Genomic DNA, 16598 nt, shown 5'->3' with positions numbered 1-16598 from the left:
TATTAAGTGTTTTTTACAAAAAATACGATTGAGAAATTCAAAAATGTATTTAAATGTTAGGGACTAATACGGAAATAATCAAAATCAACAAATCCACCGACAGTTTTGGTCGCATAATAAAATAAGCCAAATCGATATCCCATAAAATGCGGTATCGTATAGGACATTTTAAACTGCGGACCTATTGGAACCCACTCTTTTCCATTAAGGCTATAGAAAAAAGTAGCCATATCCTTTTTGTTGGTAAAATCACAGTTGGCTTTTAAATAAACTTTCTTTTGGTGTAAAGGAATATGGGCCACCTCTTCTTCCGCTCCCGTCATCGCATTGACCATCACTAAAAAATGTTTTCCTCCGTCCATACGGACACCGACCAAACCATAGTTTTTCTGCAATAAAGATAAACCTGCAAAATCCCCGTCCTTCATATTAGCAATATCTATAGCTGTAGATCCTGTGCATGTTGGACCAAAGGTGCGCTGTGTCAATGTGTTTCTAGCCTGTAAAAATTGTTGATCTACTCGCCCAGTCTTCAACCTCAAATGTCCCTTTCTAGCACTTACGGACCAAAGATCCGCCACAGGATTATGGTTCCACTGCCACACCAGTGGTAAAGCAGGTTCTCCACCTTTACGATCAAAATCATCCGAATTAACCAGATGAGGAATCAATCCTTTACTAGCAGGAAGATCCAGCACATCCGGGACTTGACCATCAATACCCAATACCGGCCAGTCATCGATCCATTGGACAGGTACTAAATACGGGATGCGCCCAACGGCACCATAATCCTGAAAGAGATAAGCATACCACTTACCATTTGGTTGATCAATCAATCCACCTTGTGCTACCCCTTTATCTTGCAACACCACACGTCCTTCATATGGTCCATGAAGTTGATCAGCACGGTGCACGATCACCGATCGCATTCCGCCCGGAGGCCAGGAAATATTAAATAGATAATATTTTCCATTCACTTTAAACAATTGGGAGCCTTCAGCAGGAAGCCCCCCTTGTTTGCCTAGTGGTGTGGTTGGTAAAGTGGCATTTTCAATCAAGACACGTTGAGTCTCCGGCTTCACTCCCGAAAGATCAGGCAGCAATTCAATGATATTGATTTGACCGCCCCCCCATACCATATAAATCTGATCTCCTTCAAAAAATAAACTATGATCGTGCAAAGCAGGCTTAAACTCTGTGCGCTTCCAAGGTCCCTTCTCGATATTTTGAGTGGAATAGATATACGTCTTACCCGTTGTTTGTGCAAATGTACTGACGTAGTAGGTCCCATTATGATAGCGTAAGCTACTTGCCCATGATCCCCGACCGTATGTATTTTTCCCATCATCGAGATTCAGTTCGTCCATATCCGCCAGAGCATGATGCCCGTATCCGATCATTTCCCAATTCACTAAATCTTTCGACTTCATCAGCGGTAAACCGGGGTTCATGTGCATGGTCGTACTGCTCATGTAGTAAGTCTCACCTACTCGTATCATGGAGAGATCCGGTACATCGGAAAAAATAATAGGATTACGCGCCTGATGATCGATCTGTTGTCCATAAATTGGATTTATGAATAACACCCAGACCCAGACCACATGACATACTATGCGCATACCTTTAAAATGAACTTTCATAACGCTGATCTATTTTTTGAAATTGATTTATAGATTTATTCAGATGTAAATATGACCTTGTAAATCTTGGATACTCCTTTGTAATTAAATACGACGCTGCTTGTCCCCGAAGCAGAGTCCGCCTGTGTAATAGTCACTTTGACATCAGGATGATCTGCAGATGCCGTCACGACAGGTGCAGTTGATGCTTGCGAAGAAATTTTGCTTTTGATCTCATACTGATCATAATCAACAATGCCATTCGCATTGGTCGATCGAACAGGTACAGCCGGTATTTCCAGTGCTTTACCATTGACAGCGATACGCACTTGAGGCACGATTGGGCGATCAATTTTATGTTTCTTTGAACTAAAGCCCAGACCGATCAAATCATAGAGTATTTCATGATCTTCACCCTCTGCCACCAAGTATATCGCATGCTTTTTATCAAGATGATCAACAAATTTGGATACATCGATTTTAAACTGTGTAGTCTCCAATTTCGACTGAGCAGGCACCACGATTTCGCCTATTTTTTTACCATTCCATACCGCATTATCATAAGGACCATCCAACCATACATTAACTTTAAATGATTTTTTAGATTTTGGAGTTAGAAATAGGTTAAACATGGTATGGTTACCTTCTTTTGTACCTTGGAAAGCTTTCAGACCAAATTGATCCTTTTTAAGCCCCCCAAAACCAAAATATTTAAAACCAGTAATATTCCCGTTTTGCAGATTGGTCACAGGCATATGATTGTCCCATATATCCCATGAATCCTGCATGGTGCTGATATCCGAAAGATAGGCTGCATATCCTGCAGAATAATATTGATAAGGATCAAGCCCAAAGATATGAAAGCCCTCAGAGGTTACTTCTGCTCCTTTATATTCTTTACCTTGACTGTCCTTCACAGTCACCATTTTATTTTCTCCATAAGGATCAAAAGCTCTAATTCTTACAGATCCCCCTTGAGCAACCGATTTCTCGTCCCAATCTATAATAACTGGAGCCACGACCGCTTGACGCGCAAATCCAAATCCTCTTGGCGGTCTATGATAAAAAACATACCATTGTCCATTAATTTCTTCAAGACTTCCATGCGTATTATGCCCCGCATTACTCGTCACAATAGCCGTTCCATCTAAATTTAATACAGGTCCCCGCGAATCGACCAGTACCCCGCCACTCTTCCATGGTCCTAACGGCGAATCACCGATCAGATAACGTAATGTCGAATTAGAGCTGTTCACTCCATACTCAGGTCCTGAGTACCCACTATACACCGATACATATTTATTCCCAACTTTACGTATCGAAGATGCTTCGAAGAAGTTGAAAGAACCTAGATCTTCCCCAGGTAAGATATGAGCATAAGTCGTCCCCTTAGGATCCCGCAGTACACCATAACTTGCACTTGCAGGAATAAAACGATCAATAATTTTTCGGCCAGGTCTCACCGAATACATCGTATTTTGGTCCAACTCAGCGGCTAAAGAACGCTGAAATCCCCAATAGGCATATGCTCTAAAACCAATCTCAAAATCAGGATCCTTTGGATCTGTAATCTGCTCAACAAATATTGCAGGATCAAATCCAATAACACTTCCAGGTAGCGTACGCTTGCCGTCTTCCGTCATGTTGATCGGTATAAAAGGACCATCAGGACGACTAGCTTTGGCGACCATAGCTTCACGGTTTTCACCTCTACTGTGCGGATACAAATAGTATTCTTTACGTCCATCCTTTCTCTTCACTTCCACTAAATCTGGAGCATACATCACATCCCACTGTCCATCAATCTCGTAAGTAAATATTGGCCCATCATCTCTCCAGCTTGACAAGTCATCCACAGGTGCAGACCACATCCGAATATCAGGACCACAATAACTATCAAACCTCAGGTCATGCGATCCAATAATATATGCACGATATTTCCCCGGATGATCCGGATCTTCAAAAACGCGAGGCTCGCCATCTGGTAAATGTTCCCAAAGCGGTAAGTAAGGATTGCCGGCAGCTTGGTGAACAAACTTTTGTATTTTATTGCTTTTCAACGATTGTTGTTGTGCCATCACAGCGGGCGCCGATAGCATCAGCATACCTGCACATAATAAAAAAGCAGTCTTTTTTTTAAACATATAGTTAATTTTATTCATATTTTTTTATGTTATCATATCAAATACATCCAACAGCAGCTCGTGCTACCAATGATCAGTCCGAAAGGGTGAGGCTAGTAATTTATCTTTATTTTGAAGATTAGCCTCTTCAGGATTATCACTCCAGGCATAACGGACAGCCACGGGATTTGCGACCTCCTGACTGCTCACGATAATGGTATTATCTTTTATTATCGCATCTGCCCATACGAACACCCGATCTTCACCCGCTATTGCAAAATGTTTTAAACTATTTTCACGGCTCTTTAAACCGCCTGCAACGGCATGGAAAAATAAAATAATCTTGTTTCCATCGATCTTCATATTTTTATAAAGAGGACCATCACTAACCAACTTTTCTCCATAAACCAATTTTCGTGCTTGCAAAAACAAACGATGAGCAAGATCTTTTTTATTTAACGGATGAATATCATTCCATTCGCCTAGATCATAAGTCACTGCCATTGCAGTTTGCGGCACGGTCAACGCCGTGTGCAATTGAGCTTCTCGAATACTTGCCCATCCACTCCGAAATGGAGGTTGAACAGATTTTGCCGAATAATTAGGGAGCTGTACCAGCAAAAAAGGTAATTCAGGTCGGTTCAATACCGTTCGCCAGTTTGTGATCAGTGCTTTTAAATATTTTTCGTAATTTGGATCTCCAGCATTGCCTTCTCCCTGATACCAGATCGCACCTTTCACTTGATAATCTCGCAGGGGGTAAATCATACCATGATATAAACTTGAACCCATGGATTGGAGGTTTACCAATTGTTTTTTAGTTTGTTCCAAAAGCTCTAGATCTTGACCAACCTTATATTTCCATAATCCTTTCAGATCCACTTCTATTTCATCATTTACAATTTTATACGGTTTATCTTCAATAAATCCACCGTTATTTGCATTTGCGGTTAAGCGAATGGTGATATTATTTTTTCCCGCAATCAATATTCCCGCAGGAATATCATACTTACGTGGAGGATAGAAATATGAAGTAGAGCCTACAAATTTTCCATTCACATAAACAGAATCACTATCGATCATAGTGCCTAAGTATAACTTAGCATGTTTTCCCTCCATAGCAGCAGGTAATTCAAAATCCTTACGATAGTAAACAGTACCCTTGATATTCAATCCAGTCTCATTCCAACGACTTGGTATCGATACCGTTTGCCATTCACGATCGTTAAAGTCGGTACGATTCCATTTGTTTGATCCTTGATCTATGGCAGCAGTTTCCATTGTCCGTAATGCTTCTTTATTTACAATCAATGCTGGAAATTCTTTCAGATGATCTTGATCCACCCAACTTTGGATCGTGCTCCCACCTTTGCTAGACACCAACATACCAACAGGAATACCTGTATGTCTGTAAGCCTCTTGTGCATAAAAATAAGCCAAAGCCGTCCAGTTGATTACGTCCGAAGCGATTGCGGAGTACCATTTGGCACCAGAAGCGATTTCATCTTTTTCATGTATCGATTCCTGTGTGGGCACTTTATAATAGCGAATCATATGGTTATTGGACACATTGATCTCAGGGTATCGATCCACTAACCTCAAAATAGGAGTTTCCATGTTTGACTGTCCAGAAGCTAGCCACACATCACCAATTAAAATATCGCGAATAATAATCTCATTAACTTCCATAATAAAGGGACCGCCTGCTTTCTGCGGAGGCAATATCACCGACCACTTACCGTCAGCTCCTGGTTGCGTCTGATAAATTTTTCCTTGAAAACGAATAGTAACCTTTTCGCCCCGATCTGCCCAGCCCCATAGTTTAAGTTCAATATCGCGCTGCAATACCATACGGTCACTAATTAAAGCAGGAAGCTTTACTTTTGCAAAGACCGTTTGGAACATGATAAAGCTCAATAAAACAGCAACAGTTCTCATAAAACAACTATTATTTTTCTTTAATTTAAAATTATATCGTAATTAATTATCACCATGACATAGCATGCTTTTCTTCCTTTATTTTATGAGGAAGAATTTAAGTGTTCTTGTGATAGAAAGATGGAAGATTTCTAATCTTTATATCGTAAATGTAGAAATGTAAAATTGGTTTATTAAATGCTCATAATAGGTCGAAGTAGGTTTAAAATAAGCTATGAAAAGAGCGATTGCTCTCTCCATAACTTAAAGTGCAAAAAAAACAATTAAACTAAACGACTAAATAAAACGGTTGATTAAATTCTCTAAATATTCTTGCTTACCGCTTATTAATTTTGGTTCACCATGTTCAGCAGCAAAGTTTCTTAAATCTTCTAGAGTCAATTTACCTTGTTCAAAGTCAGCCCCAGCCCCAGTATCAAAGCTTGCATAACGTTGTGAACGAATTTTTTTATAATCAGATTTTTGAAGAATATTATCAGCGATCACTAAAGCCCTTGCAAAATTGTCCATACCACCCACGTGAGCATAAAACAAATCAGCAGGATCTGTTGAATTTCTTCTAATTTTAGCATCAAAATTAACACCTCCACCATTTAGGCCACCAGCTTCTAAAATAATGAGCAAAGATTCTGTCAATTCATTCAAATCATTTGGAAATTGATCCGTATCCCAACCATTTTGATAATCTCCACGGTTAGCGTCTATAGAACCTAAAAGTCCCGCATCAGCTGCAACTTGCAATTCATGCTGGAAAGTATGTCCAGCCAATGTAGCATGGTTAACTTCAAGATTCAATTGAAAATCACCCAATAAATCATATTTTCTCAAAAAGCCAATCACGGTAGCCGCATCAAAATCATACTGGTGTTTAGAAGGCTCACATGGTTTTGGTTCAATAAAAAATGAACCTTTAAAACCATTTTTACGCGCATAATCTTTTGCTACATGTAGAAAACGAGCCAAATGCTCCTGTTCTCTTTTCATATTAGTATTCAAGAGCGACATATAACCTTCACGACCACCCCAGAAAACATAATTTTCGCCACCAAGTGCAATTGTAGCATCAATCGCGGCCTTTACCTGCGCTCCACCATGAGCGAGTACATGAAAATCAGGATTAGTCGATGCACCATTCATATAGCGGTGATGACTAAACAAATTTGCTGTACCCCAAAGCAATTTAATACCACTTTGCGCTTGCTTCTCCTTAGCGTAATTCACAATACGCTCCAGATTTTGCTCATTTTCAACAACATTATCGGTATAGTCCACTAAATCAACATCGTGAAAACAGTAATAAGGCAATTGCATTTTCGTCATAAATTCAAATGCAGCGTCCATTTTATCTTTAGCTCTGTCTATTATTCCAGATTTAGCATCCCAAGGAAAAAACTGGGTAGGTCCACCAAATGGATCAGATCCATTACCATTAAACGAATGCCAATAAGAGCATGCAAATTTAAAATGCTCTGCCATTGTTTTTCCAGCTACCACACGGTTAGCATCATACCAACGAAAGGCTAACGGATTATCCGATTCGACTCCTTCATATTTAACTTGTCCAATGTTTTTAAAATACTCTTGATTTCCTAATAAAACTTCCATTTTTAATTAATTTAACAATTTCCTATTTAAACTATTTTTCCATTTTTCATATAACTCATCATATAAACCAACATGCGAAGGTTCAATGATGGCATGTTTTTCCAATCCTGCAAAAGCTTCTTTACGAGAAACAAATATCTCCGCTCCCAGTCCTGCACCCAATGCAGCCCCCACGCTGCCGTCATTGTCATATAGCTCGACTTCCACATTGGTGACTCCTGCAAAAGATTGCTGGAATACAGGGCTCAAAAATAAATTGGCATGTCCTGCTCGAATGACCTTTGGTTCGATACCATTTTGTCTCAAAATATCAAGACCATACCGAAAAGAGAAGGCTATTCCCTCTTGTGCTGCACGCCATAAATGGGCATCATCGTGTCGTACAAAATCTATATTTTCGATGTGGGCATGCACCATCTTATTTTTTAGCATGCGTTCAGCTCCATTTCCAAATGGCAGTACGATAATACCATCAGAACCAATAGCAATATTGGAAGCTAATTGATTGATCTGTACATAATCATTCCCTCGAGCAGTTATTTTTTTCATCCAGCTATTTTGAATACCAGTACCGTTGATACAGAGCAACACGCCCAAGCTCGTCTGGACATGATCATGATTGACATGAGCAAAAGTGTTCACACGCGACTCTTGATCATAGACCAGTTGATCTGTGACCGCATAGATAACACCAGATGTACCAGCAGTTGCAGCAACTTCTCCAGGCTCAAATACATTTAATGACAATGCATTATTGGGCTGATCTCCCGCTTTGTAGCTCACAAAAGCTTCCCTAGACAGATTCAGCTCATCGGCAACTTCAGCCCTAATCTGACCGTAATTGGAAAAGACAGGTAAGATTTCGGGTACTAGATCGCGATCTATTCCATAATAATGAAGTAAAGTATCGGAAATACTATTCTGCTTAAAATCCCATAGGATACCTTCAGATATGGAACTGATATTGGAATTGATCTCACCCGTTAGACACATACTCAAATAATCACCAGGAAGCATAAATTTATAAATCTTAGCATACAGCTCAGGTTCATTTTCCTTTACCCAAGCCAACTTTGAAGCCGTAAAATTACCTGGAGAATTGAGGTGGGATCCTAAAAAACCAGTAGCAGACAAATTGCAGATAGCCTCATCTCCTATTGCTACCGCCCTACTATCGCACCAGATGATCGCATTGCGTATCGGTTGCTGGTCATGATCCACGATCACTAAACCATGCATTTGATAGGCAATACCGATTGCACCGATATGCTTCGGATTATACAAGCCTGTACTGTTCAGTTTTTGGATCGCCAATTTCGTATAATCCCACCAGACATGTGGATCTTGCTCTGCCCATCCCTGCTGCTCCGAGATGATAGCCGCCTCACTATCCGGGTACTGTGTAGATGCTATTCGTCTATTTGTCTGCGCATCGATCACAGATACTTTAATAGAGGAAGTCCCTAGATCTATTCCTAATAATAACATATAATATCTTCCTTATGATTTATCGTTTACATTTATATCAACCACCAGCGACCAAAGTCGTCTTGATCTCCTTAATTAATTTTTTACTCATTATTGCTGATCATGTACAAAAACATATTTTTCGCCCGCCTGAGTGGGAATATCATATTCATATACTTTTCTCAAATGGTTACCCTTCAAATTGGCCTGTGCTGATACCAGTGCCTCTTTTACCGTGACAGGATTTAACAATACATTTGGATTTTCACCCATTGCTTCCTTCAAGCCTTTTGCGGCCAGTGGCCAATACGATCGCACGCGTAAATTACCGCCAATTTTGGACGTAACTGTCATGTTCTCAATGCTTCCATCTTTCCAGTTCATATCAACATGAAAGCCACCTCTTGCCACCATCCCCACCACAGACCCTTCTCCCCATAAATCGGGTAAAGCGGGCAATACATGAACAGCTCCATCATGACTTTGCATGAGCATTTCGGCTACTCCAGCGCTCAGACCAAAATTGCCATCAATCTGAAATGGAGGGTGTGCGGTAAACATATTGGGATACGTACGCCCTTCTGGACTCATTTTATCAGCTAAAGTCAACATATTGTCAATGATCCGATACGCCTTATTTCCATCTAGCAAACGTGCCCAAAGATTTATTTTCCAACCGATAGACCATCCTGTTGCAAAATCCCCTCTGTACAGCAATGAATTTCTTGCAGCCTCAAACAACTCCGCTGTACGGTATGGAGATATTTGATGGCCAGGATACAATCCATACAAATGTGATACATGCCGATGGTCACTTTTTGGATCATCAAGATCTTCTAACCATTCTTGCAATTGCGTATATCTTCCGACTTGCATAGGAGGTATTTGTCGCGCAGTAGAAACCAATTTAGTCTGATAATCCGGATCCTGACCTAAAATTTCACTCGCCAAGGCAGTACGCGTCAGGATGTCAAATGCCAGTTGATTGTCCATGGTCACTCCAGCAGAAATAGGTCCGTGCTCCGGGGATATAGATGGAGAAATAACAAGCCAATCCGGATGTTTTGGATGAGCAATTAATATGGACAAAATAAAGTCCGAAGCCCCTTTCATCACTGGATATAGCTCCGCTAAGAATTTTTTATCACCCGTGTATAGATAATGTTCCCATATATGTTGCGTTAGCCATGTCCCTCCGGTCGGCCACATACCCGCTGCCGCAAAATCAATTGGGCTTGTTACGCGCCATAGATCGGTATTGTGATGCGTCACCCAACCATCAGCACCATACAATATCCGAGCAGTTTCACGACCACTTTCACTCAACTCTTTAATCATCTGAAACAAAGGCTCATTTGTTTCAGAAAGATTCGTTACTTCGGCAGGCCAATAATTCATTTCGGTATTAATATTGACCGTATATTTGCTGTCCCAAGGTGGATTCATCGATCTATTCCAGATGCCCTGCAAATTTGCCGGCTGGCCACCCGGTTGTGAAGAACAGATCAATAAATAACGTCCAAATTGAACCAATAAGGCCACCAAAGATGGATCTTGCGTGGTCTTGAAATTGTCAATCCGCTCCGTGATAGTCATGTTTTTAGCATCAGCTTTTTCACCAAGATCTAATTTGAATCGTGCAAATTGTTTATTATAAATTGCTATATGCTGCTTAAGTGCTTCTTGAAAGCTCTTTTTTTGTGCTGATGACAATTTACGTGCAGCTCTGCTTGCATGATCGTTATCGACTGTTTTGTAATTCACAAAATTTGTAGCAATCGAAATATACAGCACGACAGAAGTTGCACCCGATACGGTTATTTTATTATTTGTTACCTCGACTATACCATCTTTATTTTTTACAACCGTCTGCTCTTGATAGATAATTTGACCTTTAATCCCCTCATGCGTTGATCCTCTACCTTCCAAAATTAAACTTTCACCTGATTTGAAAACTTGATGATCGGAAGGGTTTGCATATTCCATCTCAAAATTAAGCGCCCCCTTTTTACTTGCTGTAATCTGCATCATAATCACATCATCCGCAAATGACGAAAACACCTGACGGGTGTATGTCACGTCACCTACCGTATAACGAGATCGAGCAACAGCGCTTTCAATATCCAATTCACGGTAATAATTTTGGTATTCTTGGTGGTCTGGAAAATTTAAAATGACACTGCCCCCAGTTTGATAGGGCATGCCATGGGTTTTGGTAAAAAATGATTGATTTATTAATTGATCCGCTTTTTCAGGTTTTCCATCAAAGATTAATTGTCGAACTTCAGGAAGTGCCGCCAAAGCATGATGATTGTCATTTCGATAAGGTCCTCCTGCATAAATCGTTTCCTCATTTAGCTGTAATTCTTCCCGTTGCGGAATACCATAAACCATAGCACCCAAGCGGCCATTTCCTATAGGCAGCGCCTGCTCCCAAATATGATCTAATACCGGTTTATCATACCATAATTTAAGAGCATTCTTATTTTGAGCAAATAACATGCAATTAAACACGGATATAATCCCTATAAAAATCACATTAAAAAAAACAGCTAGTATTAATCTCATAATTTTATTTTGACTACATCGGATTTACCCTTATTTCATCCATGCATTAAACTTATTTCCTATCCATCATCCCAATTATCGCTGGGAGACTCATCAACGATATTGATGTCCTCCATTTAAAGTAGTTTGAAAGAATTATTGATGATCTTGATCGCTATTTTTAAACAATAATTGCGAAACTAGATACAGATCATTCTTCCAGACATTAAAATCATGACCTCCAGGTTCGATGTAAAATACATGAGGCACCTGGTGTTTTTCCAAATAATCGTGCGTTCTGTTCGTGATTTGAATTAAACCATCTTGATCTCCACATGAAATCCAAAGTAACTGGAGTTTATCCTTAACTTCCTGTGGATTAGGAATAAGCTCCTCCGGCATACGTGTATTTGGTGCTGAAGAAAAACCACCTACCCAAGCGAATGTATCCAAGTTCCCGAGTCCAAAATTTAAAGCCTGTCCTCCCCCCATAGATAATCCAAACAGCGCACGATTGATCTGACCAGACTTTGCAGGATAATTTTTTTCAACATATGGAATCAAGTCCTGTAATAAATCCCGTTGAAATGTAGCAAAAGCTTCAATTTTATCAGCAGCCATGATGTTGCCGTTTGCACGATCATCTTTCATGGCACGTCCATTTGGCAGTACCACTAACATGGGTTCTAATTTACCTTGGGCATACAGATTGTTCAAGATGATTTGAGGTGTACCATTTTTCAACCATTCATATTCATCACCTCCGATTCCATGTAACAGATAAAGTACGGGATAAGATTTTTTCGGAGAAAAACCCGGAGGCAGATATACTAAAGCACTTCGTTTCGCCTCTACAGTTGATGAAAAATAAAAAATCGTATCGATCTTACCATGTGAAATATCCGATTGATATAAATCAAATCCTGCAGGAGCATGCTTCTGTTGCGCTCTCACTAAGGAAATTGATAGAACTAAAAGTAGTATAATCCATACGTTCTTCATGATCATGTAGTTTATAATTAGGTTTTGACTATTTAATTTCAATAGGCTTTTATTCGGTTTAAATTTTAGAGAAGCACACTTCCAAAGATCCTATCTTGACGATACTTGCTGCATTTATGCATTCCAAAAAATCATAAATCAAATAGTAAAACAGATATATATTGTAATTTAATAATATTGGTTTTATTTAGCTAAAATTATTTTCATTAATTATGCAAATAATTTCCTTTTCAAATAAATATTAAGGAAATATAAGTGGTTATGTTATGCTACTGTTGCATCTTGATATACTTTTCTAGAAAGCACTTTTTTAGTCGCTAATACAATACTAGCTGCATTTAAACCGTATTTTTCCATCAATTGAGCAGGAGTCCCCGATTCACCAAAGCTATCATCTACAGCAACATACTCTTGAGGGGTAGGCTGTTTTTTTGCCAGTAATTGTGCGATACTATCGCCCAAACCTCCCAGACGATTATGTTCTTCAGCTGTAACGACACAACGTGTTTTTCTGACAGAATTCAATACAGCCTCTTCATCCAATGGTTTAATCGTGTGAATATTAATAATTTCTGCATCTATACCTATTTTTTCAAGTTCCTCACCAGCTTGAATTGCTTCCCATACCAGATGTCCAGTTGCAATGATGGTTACATCTTTACCCTCATTAAGCATAACTGCCTTACCGATCTCAAATTCTTGATCTTCTGGTGTAAAAACAGGGACTACTGGTCTTCCAAAACGGAGATAAACTGGTCCATAATATTTCGCAGCAGCAATTGTAGCTGCCTTCGTCTGGTTATAATCACAAGGGTTGATCACCGTCATGCCCGGTAACATCTTCATCAATCCGATATCTTCCAAAATTTGGTGTGTAGCACCGTCTTCGCCAAGCGTCAGGCCTGCATGCGACGCCGCGATCTTAACATTTTTATCAGAATAGGCTATAGATTGGCGGATTTGATCATAAACTCTTCCCGTTGAGAAGTTCGCAAAAGTTCCCGTAAACGGAATCTTATTTCCGATCGTTAACCCTGCAGCGATCCCCATCATATTGGCCTCAGCAATACCGATCTGAAAGAATCTTTCAGGAAATTCTTTAATGAAATCATTCATTTTTAATGACCCGATCAGATCAGCACAAAGCGCAACGACATTTGGATCTTTTCTTCCAGCTTCCAATAAACCAGCTCCAAAACCAGATCGTGTATCTTTAGACTCTGTATATGTATATTTTTTCATTTTTTACCCGTATAGAATAGTTTGTATGAATTAATTGGTATTTAGGTTTAAGCAAAACGTCACTAAACTTTAAATACCAATACTTTACATACTAATAATAATTAATAATCACCTAATGTTTCTTGATTCTGAGCTAAAGCGATAGCCAATTGATCGTTATTTGGAGCTACACCATGCCATTTGTGCGAACCCATCATAAAATCGACACCATTCCCCATTTCAGTATGCAATAAAATAATAACAGGCACACCTTTATTAGCTTGTGATTTTGCTTCGGAAAGCCCCTCCAGTATAGAAGCAATATCATTTCCATTTTTTATTTCGATGACATGCCAGCCAAAAGCCAACCACTTTGCGGAAAGATTTCCTAGTGACAAAACATCTTGAGTTGCTCCATCAATTTGTGCCCCATTATAATCAATAATAGCGATAAGGTTATCCACTTTATTGTGGGGGGCATACATAGCAGCTTCCCATACTTGACCTTCTTGCAATTCGCCATCACCCATCAGCACATAAATCAAGCCTTTATCGTGATTCAATTTCTTAGCTTGAGCTGCACCAATCGATACAGACAACCCTTGTCCCAAGGAACCTGATGCGATACGAATACCTGGCAATCCCTCATGGGTAGTGGGATGACCTTGCAATCGGGATCCAATCTTACGAAACGATGCCAACTCCGCTACATCAAAATAACCTGCTCTTGCCAATACGCTATAGAAGACAGGTGAAATATGACCATTAGAAAGGAAAAATAAATCTTCCCCTTTTCCATCGAGATCAAATCCCTCCTTTCTATTCATCACTTCAAAATATAAAGCAACCAAAAGCTCTGTACAACCCAAAGATCCTCCAGGATGTCCAGATTGACAGGAGTGAACCATCCGAACAATATCTCTTCGAACCTGAGAAACAATTTCTTCTAGTTCGGAAACACTTTTTTTATTCATTTCCATAACTATTAATTATTTTGATCAGCCACTCGTTTATGATCAGCTAAGAATTGAGCAAGTCCGCTGTCCGTTAAAGGATGTTTTAAAAGAGAAAGAATCGCTGACAAAGGAGATGTAATGACATCAGCACCAATTTTAGCACAGCCTAATATATGCGCACTGTTGCGTACAGAAGCGGCTAATATTTGCGTTGAAAATCCATAGTTATCATATATTTCACGAATTTCATTGATAAGACCGAGGCCATCGACAGAGATGTCATCTAAGCGGCCAATAAATGGAGACACATAAGTTGCACCCGCCTTTGCTGCCAACAAGGCTTGTCCTGCAGAAAACACTAATGTACAGTTCGTTTTGATACCCTTTTTACTGAAATATTTAATAGCCCTTATCCCATCTTTGGTCATCGGTACTTTAACCACTATTTTAGTATTTAAAGAAGCCAACTCCTCCCCTTCGTAAATCATACCTGCATAGTCCGTCGCAATCACTTCGGCACTTACATCCCCATCCACTATGGCACATATATCAAGGTAATGTTTCTGAACATGGTCATCTCCACTAATCCCCTCTTTTGCCATTAATGTAGGGTTGGTCGTCACACCATCCAATACCCCGAAGTCTTGGGCTTCTTGAATATCCTTCAAGTTAGCTGTGTCAATAAAAAATTTCATTTATCAATTTAAGTTTAGTTGTTTATTGTTGGTCAACAATTAGCAGATGAAAAATCTCTAATTGTATAACAAAACTATATGATTAGGCGCTTATACAATGAAACAGATCTTAAAAATAAGGGTAAAAATGTTTAAAACATCCTCCCAAATCCTTTAAAACAGCACTTAATTAATTACTGTATCTACAAATAGCGTCTATACCTCCTAAATTATAATATAGGCTCCTACATCAAATTTTCTTTCAAACAGGTTTAGAGACAACTAAGAATTGGAGTGAAAACTATACGCTACAAATAGAAAAAGTGACGTCGGTTGACGTCACTTTTAATCTCATCGAATACTATGATAAATTGAAAAGTACTGAAAAATACAGTGTGCTAGATCAGTTTTTCTTCTTTATATGGGCAAATCCACACGGACACCATTCTTCCAGTAACAGGGTTTATAATTGACAGGAACGTCACCAGTAGAACCCGTTACATATACGTCTTCTCCATCAATATAAATCCCAGAAGCCTGCGCATTATCTTCCAGTTCATACAGAGTACCATTTTTCCAATAGCAGGCAGTATGTCGTGTACTATTGGATTGATATTTATTAATCAAACCGACCGCATAAATATCATTTTTAGATTGTGTGATTTGCAAAACTTCCCCATATCGATCATCCAATATAACCAGTTCCTGATTTTTCCAATAAACCGGAAAACCACAGTTACCCCCTACATAAACCGTATTTTCATTACTTTGAAAAATAGCGGTGACTTCTTTAAAGATTCCTTTATTCGGTAGAGGCAATGCAAGAGGTTCCGACACTCCGTCCCAAAAGAAGGGTTTGCTAATCGCTAAAGAACCGCTTCCATTAACTTTTGAAACTTTGCCAAACATGCCTGCAAAAATAGGTTTATCCTTATAGATCCCGATCGTCCTCAATATCCCCACACTGTCACTCTCCATTTTTAACCGAACACTATTTTGATAATAGTACATGACCGTATCCAACAGATAACTGCCCTGATCCAGCTGATAGGAATCCTTGCCCCCTATCTGATTTTTATATTCATAATTTATTTTACCCTGATCATCAATCGCTTTGCGATATAAGGTTCCTTTCGCAAGATGTTGATCAAACTTAGTTTGACTTGTCTTCACTCCATCCAACCAGTAAACAGTACCACGCTCTCCCCCTAAAGATCGATAACCACTGATGGCAACATGTTCTTCATGAACGATAATGGACAATCCATTACTAAACCGCTCCTGATTGTCTTCAGATTTTTTACAAGAAACAATTAAAAATAAAATTAAAGATAGGGCTAAAAGTCGACTGATAGAGATCTGATTCATTTCCGATGAAACTTATGATGATTAAAATTGATTACTAGTATTGTCAAAGTTAAATAAAAATAGAATAAATCAAAACTT

The 16598-nt window shown here is 39.3% G+C and carries 11 protein-coding genes; all 11 read right to left on the bottom strand.

Going from position 1 to position 16598, the window contains the following annotated elements; all coding sequences use genetic code 11:
• Nucleotides 1–56: 56 nt before the first annotated feature.
• Nucleotides 57–1640, bottom strand: a complete 1584-nt coding sequence (locus tag AC06G9_RS08580) for a glycoside hydrolase family 43 protein (protein WP_480957890.1) — start codon at nucleotides 1638–1640, stop codon at nucleotides 57–59.
• A 35-nt stretch (nucleotides 1641–1675) separates the two neighbouring features.
• Nucleotides 1676–3781 (bottom strand): hypothetical protein, encoded by a 2106-nt coding sequence (locus AC06G9_RS08575; protein WP_480957889.1) that lies wholly within the window; start codon nucleotides 3779–3781, stop codon nucleotides 1676–1678.
• 45 nt (nucleotides 3782–3826) lie between these two features.
• Entirely contained in the window at nucleotides 3827–5680 is a 1854-nt protein-coding gene (locus tag AC06G9_RS08570; protein ID WP_480957888.1) for a sialate O-acetylesterase, read from the bottom strand.
• Between the two features lie 276 nt (nucleotides 5681–5956).
• Nucleotides 5957–7285: a xylose isomerase gene (xylA, locus tag AC06G9_RS08565; protein ID WP_248754078.1), complete on the bottom strand. Its 1329-nt coding sequence runs from the start codon at nucleotides 7283–7285 to the stop codon at nucleotides 5957–5959.
• A 6-nt stretch (nucleotides 7286–7291) separates the two neighbouring features.
• Nucleotides 7292–8773 (bottom strand): xylulokinase, encoded by a 1482-nt coding sequence (locus AC06G9_RS08560; RefSeq protein WP_480957887.1) that lies wholly within the window; start codon nucleotides 8771–8773, stop codon nucleotides 7292–7294.
• Between the two features lie 90 nt (nucleotides 8774–8863).
• The gene (locus AC06G9_RS08555; protein WP_480957886.1) at nucleotides 8864–11320 is read right to left on the bottom strand and encodes a glycoside hydrolase family 95 protein; all 2457 of its coding nucleotides are present in this window, start codon (nucleotides 11318–11320) and stop codon (nucleotides 8864–8866) included.
• 135 nt (nucleotides 11321–11455) lie between these two features.
• A complete protein-coding gene (locus AC06G9_RS08550; protein WP_480957885.1) occupies nucleotides 11456–12301 on the bottom strand; it encodes an alpha/beta hydrolase in 846 nt (281 codons plus the stop codon).
• Between the two features lie 264 nt (nucleotides 12302–12565).
• Nucleotides 12566–13543 (bottom strand): transketolase family protein, encoded by a 978-nt coding sequence (locus AC06G9_RS08545; protein WP_480957884.1) that lies wholly within the window; start codon nucleotides 13541–13543, stop codon nucleotides 12566–12568.
• A gap of 101 nt (nucleotides 13544–13644) precedes the next feature.
• Nucleotides 13645–14496, bottom strand: a complete 852-nt coding sequence (locus AC06G9_RS08540) for a transketolase (protein ID WP_045755330.1) — start codon at nucleotides 14494–14496, stop codon at nucleotides 13645–13647.
• Between the two features lie 11 nt (nucleotides 14497–14507).
• On the bottom strand, nucleotides 14508–15173 hold the full coding sequence (gene fsa / locus AC06G9_RS08535) for a fructose-6-phosphate aldolase (protein ID WP_045753032.1): 666 nt from the start codon (nucleotides 15171–15173) through the stop codon (nucleotides 14508–14510).
• Nucleotides 15174–15569: 396 nt separating this feature from the next.
• Nucleotides 15570–16520, bottom strand: a complete 951-nt coding sequence (locus AC06G9_RS08530) for a hypothetical protein (protein ID WP_480957883.1) — start codon at nucleotides 16518–16520, stop codon at nucleotides 15570–15572.
• Between the last annotated feature and the right edge of the window lie 78 nt (nucleotides 16521–16598).

This window comes from Sphingobacterium sp. MAE, from assembly GCF_056711605.1.
Note: the sequence above shows the minus strand (reverse complement) of the source record. Positions and strands in the feature narration are given on the sequence as shown.